Source organism: Shewanella sp. 1180_01 (genome assembly GCF_052850535.1).
Window position 1 is genome coordinate 129,138 of record NZ_VXCT01000002.1, and the last position, 15,642, is coordinate 144,779.

At 45.6% G+C, this 15,642-nt stretch carries 14 protein-coding genes and 4 tRNA genes; all 18 read left to right on the top strand.

What is annotated here, in order from left to right; all coding sequences use genetic code 11:
* The first annotated feature begins 30 nt into the window (after positions 1-30).
* Positions 31-576: an oligoribonuclease gene (gene orn / locus FW758_RS02955; RefSeq protein WP_006080044.1), complete on the top strand. Its 546-nt coding sequence runs from the start codon at positions 31-33 to the stop codon at positions 574-576.
* A gap of 270 nt (positions 577-846) precedes the next feature.
* Positions 847-922 (top strand) — tRNA-Gly (locus FW758_RS02960).
* A 42-nt stretch (positions 923-964) separates the two neighbouring features.
* Positions 965-1,040, top strand: a tRNA-Gly gene (locus tag FW758_RS02965).
* 42 nt (positions 1,041-1,082) lie between these two features.
* Positions 1,083-1,158 (top strand) — tRNA-Gly (locus FW758_RS02970).
* A 42-nt stretch (positions 1,159-1,200) separates the two neighbouring features.
* Positions 1,201-1,276: transfer RNA gene (locus FW758_RS02975), tRNA-Gly, on the top strand.
* Between the two features lie 658 nt (positions 1,277-1,934).
* A complete protein-coding gene (locus tag FW758_RS02980; protein WP_006080046.1) occupies positions 1,935-2,390 on the top strand; it encodes a hypothetical protein in 456 nt (151 codons plus the stop codon).
* Between the two features lie 270 nt (positions 2,391-2,660).
* Positions 2,661-4,145, top strand: a complete 1,485-nt coding sequence (locus FW758_RS02985; protein WP_446444589.1) for an NAD(P)H-hydrate dehydratase — start codon at positions 2,661-2,663, stop codon at positions 4,143-4,145.
* 102 nt (positions 4,146-4,247) lie between these two features.
* A complete protein-coding gene (gene tsaE, locus FW758_RS02990; protein ID WP_006084210.1) occupies positions 4,248-4,706 on the top strand; it encodes a tRNA (adenosine(37)-N6)-threonylcarbamoyltransferase complex ATPase subunit type 1 TsaE in 459 nt (152 codons plus the stop codon).
* 8 nt (positions 4,707-4,714) lie between these two features.
* A complete protein-coding gene (locus FW758_RS02995) occupies positions 4,715-6,136 on the top strand; it encodes an N-acetylmuramoyl-L-alanine amidase (RefSeq protein ID WP_446444590.1) in 1,422 nt (473 codons plus the stop codon).
* Between the two features lie 13 nt (positions 6,137-6,149).
* On the top strand, positions 6,150-8,063 hold the full coding sequence (gene mutL / locus FW758_RS03000) for a DNA mismatch repair endonuclease MutL (protein ID WP_446444599.1): 1,914 nt from the start codon (positions 6,150-6,152) through the stop codon (positions 8,061-8,063).
* On the top strand, positions 8,056-8,982 hold the full coding sequence (gene miaA / locus FW758_RS03005) for a tRNA (adenosine(37)-N6)-dimethylallyltransferase MiaA (RefSeq protein WP_012090254.1): 927 nt from the start codon (positions 8,056-8,058) through the stop codon (positions 8,980-8,982). Before mutL ends, miaA begins: the two co-directional genes overlap by 8 nt.
* A gap of 92 nt (positions 8,983-9,074) precedes the next feature.
* A complete protein-coding gene (gene hfq, locus FW758_RS03010; RefSeq protein ID WP_006080054.1) occupies positions 9,075-9,347 on the top strand; it encodes an RNA chaperone Hfq in 273 nt (90 codons plus the stop codon).
* A gap of 23 nt (positions 9,348-9,370) precedes the next feature.
* Positions 9,371-10,678, top strand: a complete 1,308-nt coding sequence (gene hflX / locus FW758_RS03015; RefSeq protein ID WP_006080055.1) for a ribosome rescue GTPase HflX — start codon at positions 9,371-9,373, stop codon at positions 10,676-10,678.
* A gap of 36 nt (positions 10,679-10,714) precedes the next feature.
* Complete coding sequence (gene hflK / locus FW758_RS03020) at positions 10,715-11,854, top strand: FtsH protease activity modulator HflK (RefSeq protein WP_006080057.1); 1,140 nt, start codon at positions 10,715-10,717, stop codon at positions 11,852-11,854.
* A gap of 3 nt (positions 11,855-11,857) precedes the next feature.
* Complete coding sequence (gene hflC / locus FW758_RS03025; protein WP_006080058.1) at positions 11,858-12,751, top strand: protease modulator HflC; 894 nt, start codon at positions 11,858-11,860, stop codon at positions 12,749-12,751.
* A gap of 372 nt (positions 12,752-13,123) precedes the next feature.
* Positions 13,124-13,714, top strand: a complete 591-nt coding sequence (gene petA, locus FW758_RS03030; protein ID WP_106651681.1) for a ubiquinol-cytochrome c reductase iron-sulfur subunit — start codon at positions 13,124-13,126, stop codon at positions 13,712-13,714.
* Complete coding sequence (locus tag FW758_RS03035) at positions 13,714-14,928, top strand: cytochrome b (protein ID WP_006080061.1); 1,215 nt, start codon at positions 13,714-13,716, stop codon at positions 14,926-14,928. The genes petA and FW758_RS03035 overlap by 1 nt, the downstream gene beginning before the upstream one ends.
* Positions 14,928-15,626 (top strand): cytochrome c1, encoded by a 699-nt coding sequence (locus FW758_RS03040; RefSeq protein WP_446444591.1) that lies wholly within the window; start codon positions 14,928-14,930, stop codon positions 15,624-15,626. Before FW758_RS03035 ends, FW758_RS03040 begins: the two co-directional genes overlap by 1 nt.
* Positions 15,627-15,642: the final 16 nt, after the last annotated feature.

Below are 15,642 nucleotides of genomic sequence, written 5' to 3' on the forward strand. Positions count from 1 at the left end.
TTAGGCTAACTGACATGATAAGGCTGATTTATGACGGCAGATGTAAATAATCTCATTTGGATCGATTTGGAAATGACAGGGTTAGAGCCCGACGTCGACAGGATCATTGAAATTGCCACTTTAGTGACAGATCAAGAACTCAATATTATCGGTCAAGGTCCGGTTATCGCGATTCATCAATCGGATGACGTGCTGGCCGCTATGGATGATTGGAATCAAAAGCACCATGGTGAGTCAGGGTTGATTGACCGCGTTCGTGCTAGCCAAGAAACCGAAGCGCAAGCCGTGGCTAAGACGATTGCCTTCTTAGAACAGTATGTTCCTAAGGGCGCTTCTCCAATGTGTGGTAACAGTATTGGCCAAGATAGACGCTTCTTAAATCGTTATATGCGCGAGCTGGAAGATTATTTCCACTACCGCAATGTGGATGTCAGTACGATTAAAGAGCTAGTGAAGCGTTGGAGCCCAGAAACTATGGCGGGCTTTAAGAAGCAAAATACTCACCAAGCACTGCAGGATATCCAAGAGTCGATCGCTGAATTGCAGTATTATCGTAGCAAAGTATTTAAAATTTGACCGATCAGTAGATAAATATGCAAGAAGGGGTTGCAGCCGCATGAATTTTTCATATAATGCGGCCTCAACTTTTTGATGCGAACAGAGATGTACGGTCATTTAGATTGAATGCGACATTAGCTCAGTTGATAAAGGTTGATAGACGATACCTTTGTTAATTTTGAAGGCAAATGTAGCAGCGATACAAAAGGCGACATTAGCTCAGTTGGTAAAGGTTGATAGGCGATACCTTTGTCAATGTTGAAGGCAAATGTAGCAGCGATACAAAAGGCGACATTAGCTCAGTTGGTAGAGCGATACCTTGCCAAGGTATAGGTCATCGGTTCGAACCCGATATGTCGCTCCAAATTAAAATTTAGTGATTTGCCAAATCATTAATACAGATTATGCGACATTAGCTCAGTTGGTAGAGCGATACCTTGCCAAGGTATAGGTCATCGGTTCGAACCCGATATGTCGCTCCAAATTAAAACTTAGTGATTTGCCAAATCATTAATACAGATTATGCGACATTAGCTCAGTTGGTAGAGCGATACCTTGCCAAGGTATAGGTCATCGGTTCGAACCCGATATGTCGCTCCAAATTAAAATTTAGTGATTTGCCAAATCATTAATACAGATTATGCGACATTAGCTCAGTTGGTAGAGCGATACCTTGCCAAGGTATAGGTCATCGGTTCGAACCCGATATGTCGCTCCAATTTCCTAAATATTCCACTATCATATTACTCAATTGACATTAGCTCAGTTGTGATTTTTGATATGGCGATACCTTTGTGATTGTTAAATTAGTCAAGGTATAGGTCATCGGTTCGAACCGCTCTTGATCAAAATCATGTCGCTCCAATTTCGATAAATCCCCCCAAACTACCTTATCAAGCATCATTTCAATCGTGTTGCTCATATTGCTATCACTTACAATGCTTAAGCCGTGAACTAAGGCATAGATTATTTCTCGACCACTTCCGATAAAATCATTTCGCTGTAATTCCGTTAAACTCTCAACAGCGACTTTTTCACGTCATTCCCTCAATTAGCTCATCTATTCCTTTCTTGATTAACTACTATCCACTTCAAACCCTCTATCTTTGATTCATCATGCACAACCAAAGACTTACTCCAACCTTTTAGACTAAGTATTTTGAGATCTCTTTTGGCTTTTCTCTCTTATACAAAACAGTGTGATAGGATTTAGATGCGTGATCTGTAGCGTGTTTCTTCAAGTTTTCCTAAATTAGATAGCTTCGCGAAAGTTAAATTATGACCTTGTTCAAATATTCGTAACGCTTTTACTCACATAATGAAGCTAGACAAAATTAATAGCGCCAAGTAGTTGGCCTGACAGTGGAGTGCATTATATGCGTATTCAACAATTACGTGATCTACTTGAGTATGTGGCAAATTGCCGCTTAGATATGGCGCAACTCTATGGCCGACTCAATAATCAAGCTGACTCGGCACGTGTGAAAATGATGCTGGATTATTTTGAGTCACATCAAAAAACCATGGCGGAGAAACTGCGCGATTATATAGAAGAAGCGCCACATCGTATTCTCGATACTTGGTACAAAGACTTCACCTTTGAAGACTTTACCAAGCGTTGCCAAGATACTATGTTGCCCGCGAACATGAATGAAGACGATGTGCTCAACTTGCACTTAGACTTAGAAAATCGTCTGATTGGTTTGTTAGAAAAAACGGTTAACTCAACCACTGCCGAAGATGCGCGTAATGCACTAGCCAACTTGATCCGAGTAGAAAAAACTCAGCAACAACGTTTGGTCCACAGCACGATTCGGATGGACGATATCTAAACCGTCATCGCTTCTCCATTCCCAACGCCAGCCTAGTGCTGGCTTTTGTCTTTGTGTCATCTATTTATTGACGACTTTTGCGCTACTTTGCTCCATTTGGGCGAGTATCTGCGCCTGAACTGATTTACGTCATAATTTCCCGATCCGATTCTTGCTACTTTCTTGATCTATTGGCTGATTTTTTTATCGGCCTTGCTCAATGCTGCCAAGACTCCTATGGTGAGGTAACTCATTGTGGAATGAAGTCGTTGGCATCTAAGGAGATCCTTCATGGCACAAGATCTATCGCAATTTCCCAAGGCCTTATTTACCCAAGCACAAGTTCGGCAAGCTGAACTGAGTGCTGTGTCGCAGGGAGCCTCTAGCCTCTATGAATTGGTCGAGCGTGCTGGCGCGGCGGCTTTTGAATGTTTAACAAAACATAACCTCAATGCCTCTTCTGTATTTATCCTCGCTGGCAGCGGTAACAATGGTGCCGATGCCTTAGTGTGCGCCCGTTTAGCCCGTGCCAGTGGTATGGCCGTTTCAGTGATGATGACGTCAGCGGCAGGCACGCCTGAGTGTCAGCAAGCATTGGCCCATTATCTTAAAGACGGCGGAGAGTTACTGCCGAAAGCCGTTGCGCCCATTCTTGCGGCCAAAATCATCGTCGATGGTTTACTCGGCACAGGTGTGCGAGATGCGGTGCGCGATGATATGGCTGAGTATATTCGTGCCATCAATGACAATGCAGCTTGGGTATTGAGCCTTGATTTACCGTCTGGAGTGATTGCCGATACCGGCGCTGTGGCGGGTGTTGCTGTGATGGCGGATGTCACCTTGTGTTTTGGTGGCTGGAAGCAAGGTTTGTTAACGGGTAAGGCGCGGCATTACAGCGGCGAACTTGAATTTGCCGCTTTAGGATTAACGCCTTTCTTCGCTGAAGCGAGTGCACAAAGAGTAGGAAGAGAGACGCTTAAAGATTACTTTGCCGCCAGAGCGCGCGATAGCCATAAAGGCCAGTCGGGTAAGGTCACTGTTATCGGCGGTGATATGGGCATGGCTGGCGCCGTGCGACTGGCAAGTGAGGCATGTTTGCGTGCCGGTGCAGGATTAGTCACAGTGATCAGTCGACCTGATCATCAATTGACGGTGAATGTCTCTCGTCCGGAATTGATGTTCTGGGGTTGTGACTTAGTCGATATGGAAGTGTATCTGCGCCTTGGTTGGGCGCAGGTTATCGTACTTGGTCCTGGTTTAGGTAAGCATGACTGGGGCTATAACTTGTTTAAAGCCGTGGGCTTAAGCGATAAACCCTGTGTTTTGGATGCCGATGCCTTAAATCTATTGAGCAATGAACCGCGGTGGCAAACCAATTGGGTGCTAACACCGCATCCGGGTGAGGCTGCGCGTTTACTCGGCTGCTCTGTGGCAGAAATTGAGCAGGATAGGTTTGCGGCTGTACGGGCGATACAGCAAAAGTACGGCGGTGTTGTGTTGCTAAAAGGCGCGGGAACGGTCATTTTTGATGGCAAACAAATGGTTGTTGCACCTGTCGGTAATCCTGGGCTTGCCAGTGGTGGGTGTGGCGATGTGTTATCTGGTATTATAGGCGCGCTCATGGCTCAGGGAATGGATAACATGCAGGCGACTGTGCTGGGTGTTGTTGTACATGGTTGCGCTGCCGATCTTGCGGCAATACAGGGAGAGCGTGGCATGTTAGCGAGCGATTTAATGCCTTTTATTCGCCAATTAGTGAATAGTGATTTACTCTAGGCGGTATGTGAGACTCAAGCGGAGCTGGACTTTGTTCTGTGCTCTGTGCCTTTTTAGGGTTGAGTCGCTTCTCCATTAATAACAGCAGTGATATAAGCGGATATGACAGAGTTAACTTTTTTCTTAGACAACGAAGACGACACTATTGCGGTTGGGCAAAAATTAGCCCGCCATGTCCAAGCGCCTTTGACTCTGTATCTTACGGGTGATTTAGGCGCCGGTAAAACGACGCTGAGTCGCGGCTTAATTCAAGGTTTGGGCCATAAAGGGGCAGTTAAAAGCCCGACTTACACTTTAGTTGAACCATATGAGCTAGAGGGTGTCGAAGTTTATCATTTTGATTTGTATCGTTTAAACGATCCAGAAGAACTCGAGTTTATGGGTATTCGTGATTACTTCACGGATAAGAGTCTGTGCATTGTTGAATGGCCAGATAAGGGAGAGGGTTTATTGCCCGATGCCGATGTCCATATGCATTTAAGTTATCAAAATAGTGGGCGTGAAATACGCATAGAGGCCTTGTCAGAGCCAGGTGAAAAGTTATTAAAAGCGATAAAATAAAAACTAAAATGATAAAAAATAACCCTTATTTTCAAATTATTATTCTTTCTTTATTTTCTTTTTTATCTGTGGCGGCCTATGCGGCTAATCAGTTAGAAAGCGTACGCATTTGGGCTGCGCCTGAGTCGACTCGAATCGTGTTTGACTTAAGTGAAGCGCCTGATTACACCTATTTCTCTTTAGATGGCCCTAATCGCTTAGTGGTGGATTTAAAAAAGTCCGCCACTAAAGTTGCGCTTAAAAATCTTGAAAACAACAGTAAGTTAGTCAAGGGCGTGCGAGTCAGTAAGTCGCCGACTAAGGGTGATTTACGCTTAGTGATCGATTTGGTGAAGCCTCTGAATGCAAGCTTGTTCTCGTTACCTGTGACCGCGCCCTATGGCAATCGTCTCGTGGTTGATTTAGAAGATAAAACCTTAACAACCGCCACCGCAGTCGTCTCATCCACACCCGTTAAAACCGTTACCCAAGCGGCGCAATCATCCCGCGATATCGTGATTGCTATCGATGCGGGTCATGGCGGTGACGACCCCGGCTCCATTGGCCCTTCTGGCGTTTACGAAAAAAAGGTTGCCCTAGAAATCGCCAGACGTGTTTCGAGTAAAATCAATGACACGCCTGGCATGCGCGCTGTGATGATCCGCACCGGCGATTATTTTGTGAATTTGAATAAGCGCTCTGAGTTGGCCCGCAACAGTAAGGCCGATCTACTGATTTCTATCCATGCCGATGCTTTTACTTCCCCGAATCCTCGCGGCGCCTCTGTGTGGGTATTATCCATGCGTCGGGCTAACAGTGAAATTGGCCGTTGGTTAGAGCAAAAAGAAAAGCATTCTGAGTTACTTGGCGGCGCGGGTGAGATTATCCAAAACACGGATAATGAACAGTATTTAGCTATGACGCTGCTGGATATGTCGATGAACAGTTCGATGGCCATTGGTCATTCAGTCGCTGGCGATATTCTTAAGGATTTAGGCGGCGTGACTGATTTACACAAGAGTCGCCCCGAGTCGGCGAGTTTAGCTGTGCTGAAATCACCGGATATTCCTTCTATCTTGGTGGAAACGGGCTTTATTTCGAATCCGAAAGAAGAGCGTTTGCTGTCGAGTAGCCGCCATCAAGAAAACATCGCTAATGCTATCTACAAGGGTGTGAGTCGTTACTATCACAATAATCCGCCGGCGGATACCTTGCTTGCCCAGCGAGGCGGCGCAAGCTCTAGCAGTGCTAAATCGACTAAAGAGAGAACGCCAACCGCTTATGTGGGAAGTTCAACGGCATCGAACGTCAAACATAAAGTCAGTCGTGGCGAGTCTTTATCGGCCATCGCGCAGCGTTACCGTGTGCCTATGTCTAGCATCAAACAAGCGAATGGGATGAAGTCCGATGTGGTGCAGTTAGGGCAAACGTTAGTCATACCCCAGAGTTAAATAGGAAAGCATGATGGGCATTCAGATCCTGCCACCGCAATTAGCCAACCAAATTGCGGCGGGGGAAGTGGTTGAGAGACCCGCTTCCGTAGTCAAAGAATTGGTCGAGAATAGTCTCGACGCAGGAGCGAGCCGAGTCGATATTGAAATCGACAAAGGCGGCAGCAAGTTGATTAAAATTCGCGATAACGGATCTGGTATACCCAAAGATGAACTCGCGCTCGCCTTATCGCGCCATGCGACCTCAAAGTTACACACCTTAGACGATCTCGAAGCGATCCTCAGTTTTGGTTTTCGCGGTGAAGCGCTAGCCAGTATCAGCTCAGTCTCACGCTTAACCTTAACCTCGCGCACTGCTGAGCAAACCGAAGCATGGCAAGCCTATGCAGAAGGTGCCGACATGGCGGTTAAAGTCATGCCCGCCGCGCATCCTGTTGGTTCTACGATTGAAGTGGTGGATTTATTCTTCAATACGCCAGCTCGCAGACGCTTTTTAAAGAGCGATAAAACCGAATTTACCCATATCGATGAATGGTTAAAGCGCATTGCATTAGTGCGCGGTGATATCCATTTTACGCTGACCCATAACGGTAAGACGGTACGCAATTATCGTCCTGCCATGAATGAAGCCCAGTATTTACAACGTTTGACGCAAGTGTGTGGTCGCCCATTTGCTGAGCAAGCGCTTAAGATTGAATGTCAACACGATGATTTGCGCCTCAGTGGCTATTTACAGTCACCTTGGTCGCCTGTTATCAGCGATACCCATTACTTTTATGTCAACGGACGCCTTATCCGTGACCGCTTAGTCAATCACGCGGTGCGCCAAGCTTTTGCCCAAAAAGCGGAACTGGAGCAACCCGGCTATGTGTTGATGTTGGATATCGATCCCCATCAAGTGGATGTTAATGTGCATCCTGCTAAGCATGAGGTGCGATTCCATCAGAGTCGCTATGTGCATGATTATATTCTGCAAGCATTGCAATCGGCGCTGGAAGAAGCAGGGGAACTCAACTTCGTTCACTCAAGCTCTTTGGATGAAGTTGAAGATGTGTTTGTGGATGCCCCGACAAGCGCCACTGAAATCTCAGCCCCTTTTGTGCTTGGTGCTGATTCAGCTCAAGTTAATGTGCCAGCTGATACACTTGAGTCTGCTCAACCGTTAGTTGCCTCTGCCGTTCAAGTAAAATCTGCCGGCGCAGGACGAGAAGGCACCAGTTTTGGCACTCAAACGAATGCCTTTGGCAGCATGGCCACGCCAAGGGACAATAGTCGCGGCAGTTATTCTGCTGGTGAATCTCGGCAACGTACTGAATTACCGTCAAAAGCGGCAATTGCAAGTTATGGTGCTTTACTGCAAACACCTGCTTACAGTGTAAAAGATCAAGATTATCAGCCATCTCTGCCTATGCCTGCGATTTTAGATAGCCAATATTGGGTAATGGCGACGGCGGATAAACTCAGTCTATTGCCAATAAAATCAGTAGCATTGGCGACGCGTTGCCAAGAGATTGAAGCTAAGCTAGCGACCGGATTAATTGGGCAGCCTCTACTGATGCCAGTGTCTGTCGCGGCCGATGCAGATTGGCAGGCTGTGCTCGATGAACATGACACGCTGATCCGCCAATTAGGTTTAGAACTAACAATTCGTTACCAGCAGTTGATTATTAAAAAAGTGCCCCCATATATCAGAGAGAGCCAGTTAGCAAAAGTGATCCCTGAGTGGTTACAATCGCTGCGTTTTGAAACACCTGCGCCAAGCGCACTGGCATTTTGGTTGGCAAAACACAGTTTAACGGGATTCGTTTCGGCACCAGAAATCTGGGCAGCATTTTCGCAGTTAGCTGAAGAGAAAAGACAGCTTATTGCCAACAAAGCAATATTATTACCTTGGCAATCGTGGCTAGAAGAGCAAGCAAGTGAATAAAGAATTACAGCCTAAAGTGATATTTTTGATGGGGCCAACGGCCTCAGGCAAAACTGCTTTAGCATTAGAATTGGCCGAAAAGCATAACTGTGAAATCATTTCGGTCGATTCAGCATTAATTTATCGCGGTATGGACATTGGCAGTGCCAAGCCTTCCGCCGACGAACTGGCCCGTGGGCCACATCGATTGATCGACATTCGCGATCCTAGTGAAAGTTATTCGGCAGCCGACTTTAGAGCCGATGCGATAACCGAGATAGAACAGATTATCAGTATGGGCAAAACGCCAGTATTAGTTGGCGGAACCATGATGTATTTCAAAGCGTTACTCGAAGGTTTGTCACCTTTGCCGAGTGCGGACGAGGCCATTAGAGCCGAAATCCAAGCTGAGGCGGATGAAAAGGGATGGGAAGCACTGCATGACCAATTAAGGGAGATAGATCCCGTGTCGGCAGAAAGAATTCATCCTAATGATCCACAAAGACTTTCAAGAGCGCTGGAAGTCTATAGAATAAGCGGCAAGAGTATGACTGAGCTGACTCAGACCAAGTCTGCTCCCTTGCCCTACGACGTAGTGCAGTTTGCTATTGCACCGCGTGAGCGCAAAGTGTTACATGACTTAATTGCGCAACGTTTTGCGATTATGCTCAAGCAGGGCTTTCTTGAGGAAGTCACAGAGCTGAAAGCCCGTGGAGACCTGCATTTAGACTTGCCTTCAATGCGTTGTGTGGGTTATCGACAGTGCTGGCAATATCTCGATGGTGAGTTTGACTATGATACTATGGTCGAAAAAGCGGTTGCTGCTACTAGGCAATTGGCTAAGCGTCAATTAACATGGTTGCGCAGTTGGCCAGAGTTGAATTGGCTCGAAAGTGGTGCTGAGGGGAATTTAGTTACACTTATGCGTCAATGCCGCTAGCTTATTAGCCCTTGCTGTATAATACTAAAACTAAACAAAAAACTATCACTGATATCGATTTATTTTATATAAATTAAAAAGGAAATAATAAAATGGCTAAGGGGCAATCTTTACAAGACCCATTTTTGAACGCATTGCGTCGCGAGCGCGTTCCTGTATCAATTTACTTGGTGAACGGCATTAAACTCCAAGGACAGGTAGAGTCGTTTGATCAATTTGTCATTCTGTTGAAAAACACAGTGAGCCAAATGGTTTATAAACACGCTATTTCTACTGTCGTGCCAGCACGCCCATTCAACGTCACTGGTCACCAAAATGCCCAAGGCGGATATGGTGCTCAAGATGATACGCCTAGTGGCGAATAAGCTATATCTAAGGAGTTTACTTCTTGTTTGATCGTTATGAGGCGGGAGAAACTGCGGTTCTTGTCCATATCGACTTTTCCGATGAGGAACGCCGAGAAGATTTAGTCGAGCTGCAGCTATTAGTGGAATCAGCTGGAGCCCGATCAGTCGGGGTGATTACTGGAAGTCGACGTTCGCCGGATCGCAAATTTTTTGTGGGTTCTGGTAAAGCTGAAGAGTTAGCCGCATTAGTGGCGGCGACCGAAGCCAATGTGGTGATTTTTAATCATGCATTGAGTCCAGCCCAAGAGCGTAATCTTGAGCAAGTGTGTCATTGTCGAGTACTCGATCGTACGACACTTATTCTCGATATTTTTGCCCAAAGAGCGCGTACTCACGAAGGTAAGTTACAGGTGGAGCTAGCGCAATTGCGCCATATGTCGACTCGCCTGATCCGTGGCTGGACGCATCTTGAAAGGCAAAAGGGAGGTATTGGTTTACGTGGTCCAGGGGAAACCCAGCTCGAAACCGATAGACGTTTGCTCAGAGGACGGATTAAAAATATCAACAAGCGCTTAGAGCGAGTTGATAAACAACGTGAACAGAGTCGACGTGCACGTAAGCGCAGTGATTTGTCGACAGTGTCATTAGTCGGCTACACAAACGCGGGTAAATCAACGCTGTTTAATGCCCTAACATCATCCGATGTTTATGCTGCAGATCAGTTGTTTGCCACACTCGATCCCACGCTAAGAAAGTTAGATTTACCCGATGGTGCCGTGATATTAGCTGATACTGTAGGGTTTATTCGTCATTTGCCCCATGATCTCGTTGCTGCATTTAAGGCAACCTTACAAGAGACAAGGCAAGCTGAGTTACTACTGCATATCGTTGATTGTGCAGATGAAAACATGGCGGATAACTTTGATCAGGTTCAATCTGTACTGAAAGACATCGAAGCCGATGAAGTCATGCAACTCGTGGTGTGTAACAAAATCGATTTACTCGAGGATGTAACTCCAAGAATTGAATATAACGACATAGGCAAACCCGTTCGAGTTTGGGTTTCGGCACAGAAGCGTTTGGGATTTGATTTGCTGTTGAAAGCCATCACTGAGCTAATTGGTGAGGTGATTAAAGAGCTAACACTTAGAATTCCGGCAACTGCTGGACATTATCTTGGCCAGTTTTATCGACTGGATGCGATACAGCAGAAAGAGTACGACGATCTGGGGAACTGTATTTTGTCTGTTCGTTTATCGGACGCCGATTGGCGCCGATTAGCTAAACAGAGTCAGGGTGAGTTAGAAACCTTCATCTACGAAGATTCGATAGATGAGGCTGTTTGTTAATAATCTAATTTATTTCATCCACTTATGGAGTGCTAAATGGCTTGGAACGAGCCCGGTAACAAGGGTAATGATCCTTGGGGAAATAAAGGTGGTAACGACAAAGGACCACCGGACCTTGACGAGGTTTTTCGTAATCTTTCAAAGCGCTTTGGCGGCAAAGGAAACGGCTCAGGCCAATCTTTTAGCTCGTTTAGCCTAATCATCATTCTTGCTGTTGCTGTAGTTGTTTGGGGACTTTCGGGTTTTTATACAATTAAAGAAGCTGAGCGTGGTGTGGCACTGCGATTTGGTAAACACGCTGGCGAAATTGGCCCTGGACTTCATTGGAAAGCCACATTTATCGACCAAATTTATCCCGTCGACATTCAATCGGTTCGCTCTATTCCTGCGTCTGGTAGCATGCTGACATCCGATGAAAACGTCGTGAAAGTTGAGCTTGATGTTCAGTATCGTATTTTAGATGCTTACTCATATCTATTTAGTGCCGTCGATGCGAACGCCAGTTTGCGTGAAGCGACTGACAGTGCACTGCGTTATGTCATTGGACATAATAAGATGGATGATATTCTGACTACCGGCCGTGATGCTATTCGTCGCGATACGTGGAAAGAGTTAGAGCGCATTCTTGAACCGTACAAATTGGGTCTCGCTGTTGTTGACGTCAACTTCTTACCGGCGCGTCCGCCTGAAGAAGTGAAAGACGCCTTCGATGACGCGATTTCTGCCCAAGAAGATGAACAACGTTTTATTCGTGAAGCTGAAGCCTATGCCCGTGAAATTGAACCAAAAGCTCGTGGTGAAGTTGAACGTATGGCACAACAAGCGAATGCTTATAAAGAGCGTGAAGTCTTAGAAGCTCGCGGTAAAGTGGCTCGTTTTGAGCTGTTATTACCTGAGTACCAAGCCGCGCCTGACGTGACTCGCAAGCGTTTGTATCTCGATACAATGCAGCAAGTGATGACAGATACGAATAAAGTGCTGATTGATGCCAAGAACAACGGCAACTTAATGTACCTACCGCTAGATAAGTTAATTCAGCAGAAGCCTGCGACAACTGAGCTGGAAGCTAAGCCACAGCAAAATGTCAATTCTTCATCTGTATCAACGACTCGCGCGAATGAGCCTTTGAGTGGACGTCCATCCCGCGATGATCGTACTCGCCAAGGGAGGGAGTAATCCATGGGTAGATTAAGCGTTATTCTTATCGCCGTACTCTTAGGTATTGGTTTGTCATCTTTAATGGTGGTGAATGAAGGCGAGCGCGCAATTGTGGCGCGTTTCGGGGAAATTTTAAAAGACAACGTTGACGGTAATCGAGTCACCCGCGTCTACGGTCCAGGTCTGCACATTAAAGTGCCTGTGATCGATAAAGTAAAATTACTCGATGCCCGTATTCAAACACTCGATGGTGCTGCTGATCGTTTTGTGACTTCAGAGAAGAAAGACCTTATGGTCGATTCCTATGTGAAGTGGCGTATTGCAGATTTCGAAAAATATTACCTGTCTACAAACGGTGGTATTAAGTCGAATGCTGAATCGCTATTACAACGTAAGATCAACAACGATTTACGTACTGAGTTTGGTCGTCGCACTATCAGAGAGATTGTCTCTGGTAAGCGTGATGAATTGCAAAATGACGCGTTAGAAAACGCCTCAGAAAGCGCCAAAGACTTAGGTATTGAAGTTGTCGATGTGCGTGTAAAGCAAATCAATTTACCTGCTAACGTCAGTAACAGTATTTACCAACGTATGCGTGCCGAGCGTCAAGCTGTGGCAAAAGAGCATAGAGCACAAGGTAAAGAGCAATCTGAAATCATTCGTGCAACGATTGATGCCAATGTAACAGTGAAGATTGCTGAAGCTGAGCGTAAAGCCTTAACCATTCGTGGTGAAGGTGATGCATTAGCTGCGAAGATATATTCTGATGCTTACAGCAAAGATGCTGAGTTCTTCGGCTTTGTTCGTAGCTTAGAAGCCTATCGTGCCAGCTTCTCAGGCAAGTCCGATATTATGGTATTAGAGCCTGATAGCGAGTTCTTCAAGTATATGAAGAGCACTGCACCTAAGAAGTAATACGTTAAAAGTATTGATCTAATAGGCCCTGTTACCCAGGGCCTATTTTTTTATCTAATGATTGCTAACTTAGGTAAAGAAAACGGCGGTCGTATTCATATTAGCGATGCATGCTTTATGCCGATGTCACAGACAAGATGCTCAAAATATGATCCAAATGGATTAAAATGGGTTAATAGTTGGGTCTTTTTTAGACTTTTTTTAAAAAACACGCAATCTCCCTAACTTACTTGCGTGTTTTCACTATGATCTGCTTCTAATTTTTAGCTATAATGAGCCCCGCTTCAAACTTCGATTTTTGACCCTAGTGATGACTAAGGGCCGAAAGTCTTTGAAATATAAAAATTCCAACACCCTCTGGGAGATAAGTGGATGAGCAATGCGCCAGTCGATACCGGACGTCGCAGATTCCTGACAGCCGCAACCGCCGTAGTAGGTGGTGCTGGTGCCGTCGCTGTAGCGGTTCCTTTCATCAAGTCATGGAATCCGAGTGCCAAAGCGAAAGCTGCAGGTGCACCGGTCGAAGTAAATATCAGTAAAGTAGAGCCAGGTCAGCTGATCCGTGTTGAGTGGCGTGGAAAACCTGTATGGGTTGTCCGTCGCACAGATGCTGTGATCAATGAACTGCCAACACATGATGATAAGTTAAGAGATCCTGCTTCTGCTGAAATGCAGCAGCCTGAATATGCAACAAATCCTTTGCGCTCAATTAAGCCAGAGTATTTTATTGCTGTCGGTATTTGTACCCACCTCGGATGTTCACCTACTTATTTACCAGATTCATTTGGTGAGCAAGTTGAAGGTGTCACTTCTGGTTTCTTCTGTCCATGTCATGGCTCTAAGTTCGATATGGCTGGCCGCGTCTTCCAAGGCGTACCTGCTCCATTGAACCTAGTTATCCCTCCACATCAATACGTTGATGATGGCACCGTGATTATCGGTGTAGATAAAGGAGTGGCGTAATGGTTAAGAATTTAATTAATTGGATTGATGCGCGTATCCCTATGACGGCGACTTATAACCGTCACGTGGGTCAGTATGCAACGCCAACTAACTTTAACTTTTGGTACTTTTTCGGTTCGCTAGCGATGTTGGTATTGGTTAACCAATTACTGACGGGTATCTGGTTGACGATGAACTATGTACCAACAGCAGAAGGCGCATTCGCTTCTGTTGAGTACATAATGCGTGACGTTGAATACGGTTGGTTGCTGCGTTATATGCACTCTACCGGTGCTTCAGCGTTCTTCGTAGTGATCTATCTGCATATGTTCCGTGGTCTGATTTACGGTTCATATCAGAAGCCTAGAGAACTACTGTGGTTGTTCGGTATGCTGATTTTCCTCGTGCTGATGGCTGAAGCCTTTATGGGTTACTTGCTGCCATGGGGACAAATGTCGTACTGGGGCGCGCAGGTAATTATTTCTCTGTTTGGTGCTATTCCTGTTATTGGTGACGATTTAACCCTGTGGATCCGTGGCGATTACGTGATCTCTGGTGCAACATTGAACCGATTCTTCGCACTGCACGTGATCGCACTGCCGTTAGTATTAGTGGTACTCGTGTTCTTACACTTAATTGCGCTACACGAAGTGGGTTCAAACAACCCTGACGGTATCGAGATTAAGAAGAACAAAGACGAGAATGGCTGGCCAGTTGATGGTATTCCATTCCACCCATACTACACAGTAAAAGACATCATGGGCGTTGCAGGCTTCCTGATTGTGTTTTGTTATGTGTTGTTCTTCATTCCTGAAGGCGGCGGTTACTTCCTTGAGAAGCCAAACTTTGAAGCGGCTAACCCGATGAAGACACCTGAACACATTGCACCTGTATGGTACTTCACACCTTTCTACGCCATTTTACGTGCCATTCCTGATAAATTAGCAGGCGTAATAATGATGGGGCTATCGATTGCTGTACTGTTCGTATTGCCTTGGTTAGATCGTTGTAAAGTTAAATCAGTTCGCTACCGTAGCACACTGCACAAGTTGAACATTGCTCAATTCGCAATTTCTTTCATAGTGTTAGGTTACTTAGGTGTAGTTCCTGCTACGCCGACGCTGACGATAGTTGCACAGGTGTTTACTTTTACTTACTTTGGTTTCTTTGTGGCGCTGTGGGTATACAGCAAGAATGAAAAAACTAAACCTGTTCCAGCGAGGTTGACACACTAATGAAAAAATTACTGATTGCATTAGTCACCTTGTTGCCGACGCTGGCTATGGCCGCAAGCGGGCATAAAATACATTTAGAAGACGCTAATGTTGACCTGCATGATAAAGCTTCTTTAGAGCGTGGTGTGGACCTGTTCCAACATTATTGTTCTGGTTGCCATAGCACTCAGTATCAGCGTTATGAACGTGTCGCTACTGATCTCGGTATCTCTATTGATGACATGCGTAACAAGTATATGTTCACCGATGCCAAAATTGGTGAGCTTATGCAAAACGCGATTCCGCATAAAGATGCTGCTAAATGGTTTGGTGCTACACCGCCTGATTTAACATTAGTTGCACGCGTTCGTGGCGAAGATTGGGTTTATTCCTATCTAAAAGGCTTCTATAAAGATCCTAGTCGCCCATTTGGTGTGAATAACACAGTGTTCCCATCTGTTGGTATGCCACATGTACTCGAAGAGTTGCAAGGCACACCAGTTAAACAAGAAGATGGCACTATTGTGGTGACTGGCGGTAAATTAAATGCGGAAGAATATGATCAAGCGATTCGTGATATCACGGGTTTCTTAGTCTATTCGGCTGAACCTGTTAAGCTAGAGCGTCAAGCTATGGGTTGGTGGGTACTCGGATTCCTGTTTATATTCTTTATTGTGGCCTACCTCTTGAAGAAAGAGTATTGGAAAGATGTACACTAGGCACCAATAACGGGTA